The sequence below is a fragment of the Bartonella sp. SL317 genome (assembly GCF_059687655.1).
Genome location: NZ_CM185144.1, coordinates 1,109,082 through 1,116,984, shown reverse-complemented (window position 1 = coordinate 1,116,984; position 7,903 = coordinate 1,109,082). Strand labels below are relative to the sequence as shown.

Genomic DNA, 7,903 nt, shown 5'->3' with positions numbered 1-7,903 from the left:
AATGAGTCTTTTCAAGAAAAAAGATATCATTATGGATTCTAATGTGATTTTTTTGCAACAAAATTCATGAACGGAAGATTACAGTATTACAGTTGTGATCGTAAAAGATTTGTTATAGCGACCACTCTTGAAACAGGTTCATCGACTCTATTGTATCATCTGTGCTCATTATACTCTTGTGCTCATTATACTCTAACCATCAATCTCTCATTCCGACCAATATAAAATAAAGGCTTAATGGAGTTGATGGTTAGAATCTGTTTGTGTGTCTTATCTAAGATAAACCTTTGAGATTTGAGTTTTTATTGTCAATTCAATGTTATCCTAAATCCTGCACCTATCCCAAAATGACCTCCGGCACTGGTAACAGATACATTCGAGCGTATCTTTCCATTTTCAGACATATAACCAGCTCCAAAAGCAAATGCTGATTGGCTCCGCCATAAACCACTACCAAATGATAAGCTGATTTTTCCAGGCGTGTCATCATAACTTAAGTTGGACACTGCCAAACCTACAGCTGCCGCTTGTCTTGCCTCTTTGCGAACATCCTCAATCGCATAACTCAACGTATCAAACCTCATATCCGTATAAGATTTCGCCTCGTTAACGCCATTGTCGACAAGACTACTTACTTGTTCATCCGTATATTTCTTCGCATCATCAAGAACAATCTTCATCTGCTCTTCCGTATAATCATGCAACTGACCACCATTAATCGCTTCATGTGAGCCTTTCTCGATCTTACCATCACCCACATTGTCTATTAATACTGGAGAACTTTCATCACCGCCAACCAACGTAATGCTATTACTCTTCTTACCATCCGCTCCTTTGTCATAGTTAACTGCGCCATCGGTCACGGCCGTTTCAATATCCTTTACATGTTGATCTATCGTATCTACACGGTCTTCAACCTTGCTAACCCTATTATTCGTTTCCCAAAGCTGACCGCCATTTACAACATCTTTCGAGCCTTCTTCTACCGCACCATCGGAAACATTCGTTATCTTACTCGATTCTCCTTTATGACCAGCATCATACGAGCCCTTGTCTTCATTCCAATTCAAGCCATTCGTATCAAGATTGTTCGCAACCTCCGTAATACGATCGTTGATACTCGTCATACCTTCACTAACACCTTCAAAGGCACCAGCGACATCATTATAAACCTTCTTATCTGACGAACCACCATCGCTATTGAATTGTGCAACCTTGAATTCAGGCGCTTTCCAATGCCCTCCTTCATAGCTCGCTCCACCTCCTAAATACAGCGCTAACGTCTGATTTAAAGAATAAAGCTGATTTCCCGTGATCGCTTCACTAGAACCTTCTGAAATGTCACCATCTAAAAGTGACTTCAATTTGCTCTTACTTCTGTGCTCTCCTTTCCCATGAAGCGCTACAAAAGCTTGATCTTCATCACTCCACAACAACGCATTCTGCTCAATATTGTCGGAAATAGTATTATGAAGCTGCGTGAAGGAACTATTTATACCGGCAAAGGCTGCTGCAACATTATTATAGCTCTTCTCTTCTGAACTCCCATCAGAATTGAAGCTGGTTAATGTGAAAGTAGGTGCAGTCCATTGACCTTCTTCATAACGAGCACCACCTCCTAAATACGTCGCTAACGTCTGATTTAAAGAATAAAGCTGACCACCGTTCACTGCCTCTGTCGAGCCTTCTGAAACTGTTGCCGCTTTTACGCCAGAAAGACTACGCGATGCACCCTCACTGTTGGCAATGCTGATTTCTGTACCCTCTTTCTCTGAACCAATGCGGATAACCTTACTGTCTGAATCCTGCTTGATAAGACTATCACTGACAACTTGGCTAATAGCTTTGTTAAGCTCATTTTTAATATTCGTGAAAGAACTACCTACGCCTGCAAATGCTTCAGCAACATTCTCATATTTCTCTTCAACATCACTACCATCTTCCTTAACGGTTCTAACATTGAATTCGGGCGTCTTCCATTGTCCACCTTCATAACGAGCTCCTCCGCCTAAAGACTTCGCAACACTATTACCTAAAGCATGGAGCTGATTACCAGCTATAGCATCACTCGAATTGGCATTGATGTCACCATTGCCAAGAGACGTGATCTTACTGTTGGTCTTTCCATCACCATGCTGTGCGACAAACGCATCTTTGCTGTTATCCCACAACAACGCATCTTTCAGACGATCAGAAACCTCAGTTTCGTTCTTGGCAACCTTGTCTTTAAGGTCTTTGAAACCTTCATCAACACCACCAAAAGCACCTGAGATATCATGATATTCCTTATCATCCACTTTATAGGTTGGCGCAACGCCGTTTAAGACATCAGACCCACCACCTAAATATTTCGAAGTATTCTCAGCAGCTGTTTTAAGTTCACCTTGAACTCCCTTAACGGTTTCATTCGTCACATAAAGCTGAGAACCCGTCACTGCTTCTGTGGAGCCTTCTTGAAGAGAACCATCTTTGAGGCCGGAAAGAACACGGTTTTCACCTGACTTATTGGCTATATTGACTTCACTGCCAGCAACCGATGAACCAATCGTGATACGATGCGTCGTCTCATCTTGCTGAACAAGACTATCGCTGACAACTTGGCTAATGGCTTTGTTAAGCTCATTTTTAATATTCGTGAAAGAACTACCTACGCCTGCAAATGCTTCAGCAACATTCTCATATTTCTCTTCAACATCACTACCATCTTCCTTAACGGTTCTAACATTGAATTCGGGCGTCTTCCATTGTCCACCTTCATAACGAGCTCCTCCGCCTAAAGACTTCGCAACACTGTTACCTAAAGCATGGAGCTGATTACCAGCTATAGCATCACTTGAGTTTGCACTAATGTCACCATTGGCAAGAGACGTGATCTTACTGTTGGTCTTTCCATCACCATGTTGTGCGACAAACGCATCTTTACTGCTATCCCACAACAACGCATCTCCTTGAACTTTCTCTGTAATATTGTTGATATTGTTTTCAATGTGTTTTGTCGTTTCTTCGATTTTATCATCAAAGTCTTTTTTAACACCTTCAACTTTCTCATCGACGCTCTTAACAACATTCGTGAAGCTGCTACCAACATTAGCAAAGGCTGTTGCTACATCATTATAGGTCTTGTCTTCTGAATGACCATCTGCATTCACTGTTGTGAACGTAAAGCGAGGATCTGTCCATACACCATTCTCATAGTGGGCACCCCCACCTAAAGACTTCGCAACACTGTTACCCAAGGCATGGAGCTGATTACCAGCTATAGCATCACTCGAATTGGCATTGATGTCACCATTGCCAAGAGACGTGATCTTACTGTTGGTCTTTCCATCACCATGCTGTGCGACAAACGCATCTTTGCTCTTATCCCACAACAACGCATCTTTTAGACGATCAGAAACCTCAGTTTCGTTCTTGGCAACTTTGTCTTTAAGGTCTTTGAAACCTTCATCAACACCTCCAAAAGCGCCTGAGATATCATGATATTCCTTATCATCCACTTTATAGGTTGGCGCAACGCCGTTTAAGACATCAGACCCGCCTCCTAAATATTTCGAAGTATTCTCAGCAGCTGTTTTAAGTTCACCTTGAACTCCCTTAACGGTTTCATTCGTCGCATAAAGCTGAGAACCCGTCACTGCTTCTGTTGAGCCTTCTTGAAGAGAACCATCTTTGAGGCCGGAAAGAACACGGTTTTCACCTGACTTATTGGCTATATTGACTTCACTGCCGGCAACCGATGAACCAATCGTGATACGATGCGTCGTCTCATCTTGCTGAACAAGACTATCGCTGACAACTTGGCTAATGGCTTTGTTAAGCTCATTTTTAATATTCGTGAAAGAACTACCTACGCCTGCAAATGCTTCAGCAACATTCTCATATTTCTCTTCAACATCACTACCATCTTCCTTAACGGTTCTAACATTGAATTCGGGCGTCTTCCATTGTCCACCTTCATAACGAGCTCCTCCGCCTAAAGACTTCGCAACACTGTCACCCAAGGCATGGAGCTGATTACCAGCTATAGCATCACTCGAATTGGCATTGATGTCACCATTGCCAAGAGACGTGATCTTACTGTTGGTCTTTCCATCACCATGCTGTGCGACAAACGCATCTTTGCTCTTATCCCACAACAACGCATCTCCTTGAACTTTCTCTGTAATATTGTTGATATTGTTTTCAATGTGTTTTGTCGTTTCTTCGATTTTATCATCAAAGTCTTTTTTAACACCTTCAACTTTCTCATCGACGCTCTTAACAACATTCGTGAAGCTGCTACCAACATTAGCAAAGGCTGTTGCTACATCATTATAGGTCTTGTCTTCTGCATGACCATCTGCATTCACTGTTGTGAACGTAAAGCGAGGATCTGTCCATACACCATTCTCATAATGGGCGCCCCCACCTAAAGACTTCGCAACACTGTTACCCAAGGCATGGAGCTGATTACCAGCTATAGCATCACTCGAATTGGCATTGATGTCACCATTGCCAAGAGACGTGATCTTACTGTTGGTCTTTCCATCACCATGCTGTGCAACAAACGCATCTTTGCTCTTATCCCACAACAACGCATCTTTTAGACGATCAGAAACCTCAGTTTCGTTCTTGGCAACTTTGTCTTTAAGGTCTTTGAAGCCTTCATCAACACCTCCAAAAGCGCCTGAGATATCATGATATTCCTTATCATCGACCTTATAAGTTGGCGCAACGCCTTTTACGATATCGGCTCCACCACCTAAATATTTTGAAGCATTCTCAGCAGCTGTTTTAAGTTCACCTTGAACTCCCTTAACGGTTTCATTCGTCACATAAAGCTGAGAACCCGTTACAGCTTCTGTGGAACCGTCTTTAAGCAAGCCATCTTTGAGGCCGGAAAGAACACGGTTTTCACCTGAATTATTGGCTATATTAACTTCATTGCCAGCAACCGATGAACCAATCGTGATACGATGTGTCTTCTCATCTTGCTGAACAAGACTATCGCTGACAACTTGGCTAATGGCTTTGTTAAGCTCATTTTTAATATTCGTGAAAGAACTACCTACGCCTGCAAATGCTTCAGCAACATTCTCATATTTCTCTTCAACATCACTACCATCTTCCTTAACGGTTCTAACATTGAATTCGGGCGTCTTCCATTGTCCACCTTCATAACGAGCTCCTCCGCCTAAAGACTTCGCAACACTGTTACCCAAGGCATGGAGCTGATTACCAGCTATAGCATCACTTGAGTTTGCACTAATGTCACCATTGGCAAGAGACGTGATCTTACTGTTGGTCTTTCCATCACCATGTTGTGCGACAAACGCATCTTTACTGCTATCCCACAACAACGCATCTCCTTGAACTTTCTCTGTAATATTGTTGATATTGTTTTCAATGTGTTTTGTCGTTTCTTCGATTTTATCATCAAAGTCTTTTTTAACACCTTCAACTTTCTCATCGACGCTCTTAACAACATTCGTGAAGCTGCTACCAACATTAGCAAAGGCTGTTGCTACATCATTATAGGTCTTGTCTTCTGCATGACCATCTGCATTCACTGTTGTGAACGTAAAGCGAGGATCTGTCCATACACCATTCTCATAGTGGGCACCCCCACCTAAAGACTTCGCAACACTGTTACCCAAGGCATGGAGCTGATTACCAGCTATAGCATCACTCGAATTGGCATTGATGTCACCATTGCCAAGAGACGTGATCTTACTGTTGGTCTTTCCATCACCATGTTGTGCGACAAACGCATCTTTGCTCTTATCCCACAACAACGCATCTTTCAGACGATCAGAAACCTCAGTTTCGTTCTTGGCAACTTTGTCTTTAAGGTCTTTGAAGCCTTCATCAACACCTCCAAAAGCGCCTGAGATATCATGATATTCCTTATCATCCACTTTATAGGTTGGCGCAACGCCGTTTAAGACATCAGCTCCGCCTCCTAAATATTTCGAAGTATTCTCAGCAGCTGTTTGAAGTTCACCTTGAACACCCTTAACGGTTTCATTCGTTGTATAAAGCTGAGAACCCGTTACTGCTTCTGTTGAGCCTTCTTGAAGAGAACCATCTTTGAGGCCGGAAAGAACACGGTTGTCACCTGAATTATTGGCTATATTAACTTCACTGCCGGCAACCGATGAACCAATCGTGATACGATGTGTCTTCTCATCTTGCTGAACAAGACTATCGCTGACAACTTGGCTAATGGCTTTGTTAAGCTCATTTTTAATATTCGTGAAAGAACTACCTACGCCTGCAAATGCTTCAGCAACATTCTCATATTTCTCTTCAACATCACTACCATCTTCCTTAACGGTTCTAACATTGAATTCGGGCGTCTTCCATTGTCCACCTTCATAACGAGCTCCTCCGCCTAAAGACTTCGCAACACTGTTACCTAAAGCATGGAGCTGATTACCAGCTATAGCATCACTCGAATTGGCATTGATGTCACCATTGGCAAGAGACGTGATCTTACTGTTGGTCTTTCCATCACCATGTTGTGCGACAAACGCATCTTTACTGCTATCCCACAACAACGCATCTCCTTGAACTTTCTCTGTAATATTGTTGATATTGTTTTCAATGTGTTTTGTCGTTTCTTCGATTTTATCATCAAAGTCTTTTTTAACACCTTCAACTTTCTCATCGACGCTCTTAACAACATTCGTGAAGCTGCTACCAACATTAGCAAAGGCTGTTGCTACATCATTATAGGTCTTGTCTTCTGCATGACCATCTGCATTCACTGTTGTGAACGTAAAGCGAGGATCTGTCCATACACCATTCTCATAGTGGGCACCCCCACCTAAAGACTTCGCAACACTGTCACCCAAGGCATGGAGCTGATTACCAGCTATAGCATCACTCGAATTGGCATTGATGTCACCATTGCCAAGAGACGTGATCTTACTGTTGGTCTTATCATCACCATGCTGTGCAACAAACGCATCTTTACTCTTATCCCACAACAACGCATCTTTCAGACGATCAGAAACCTCAGTCTCGTTCTTGGCAACCTTGTCTTTAAGGTCTTTGAAGCCTTCATCAACACCACCAAAAGCACCTGAGATATCATGATATTCCTTATCATCGACCTTATAAGTTGGCGCAACGCCTTTTACGATATCGGCTCCACCTCCTAAATATTTCGAAGTATTCTCAGCAGCTGTTTTAAGTTCACCTTGAACTCCCTTAACGGTTTCATTCGTTGCATAAAGCTGAGAACCCGTTACTGCTTCTGTGGAACCGTCTTTAAGCGAGCCATCTTTGAGGCCGGAAAGAACACGGTTTTCACCTGAATTATTGGCTATATTGACTTCACTGCCGGCAACCGATGAACCAATCGTGATACGATGTGTCTTCTCATCTTGCTGAACAAGGCCGTTTTTATTGGCTTTAGCAACAGCCTCATCAATCTTATCTCCAACAATATCGTCAACCTTATCTTCAATGACATTATTAACCTTTTCGGTAATCTCATGGGTGACTTTTTGCTCAAAGCCTGTGAATGCAACATTAACACCATCAAATGCAGCCGCTACATTATCATAGCTTTGTGTTTCTTCACTGCCATCGTCTTTAAAGCTTTTGACCTTAAATTGAGGGCCTTTAAATTTCCCTGAACCATCATAGCCTGCACCGCCCCCTAAGTATTGAGCCAACTGTTCATTCATGGAATAAAGTTGAGAACCCGTTACCGCATCACTTGAATCTTTCGAAACTGTTCCTGCTGCAAGAGATGTGATCTTACTGTTGGTCTTATCATCACCATGCTGTGCAACAAACGCATCTTTACTCTTATCCCACAACAACGCATCTTTCAGACGATCAGAAACCTCAGTTTCGTTCTTGGCAACCTTGTCTTTAAGGTCTTTGAAACCTTCATCAACACCACCAAAAG

1 protein-coding gene (running past one end of the window) is annotated in these 7,903 nt (G+C 42.5%); it reads right to left on the bottom strand.

The features are described 5' to 3' along the window. Window positions 1-308: 308 nt before the first annotated feature. Window positions 309-7,903: the 3' end of a Vomp family autotransporter gene (locus AC6ER9_RS04780; protein WP_497075223.1), read on the bottom strand. 24,925 nt of this gene lie beyond the right edge of the window; only the last 7,595 of its 32,520 coding nucleotides appear in the window; the start codon falls outside the window, past its right edge; it ends in the stop codon at window positions 309-311.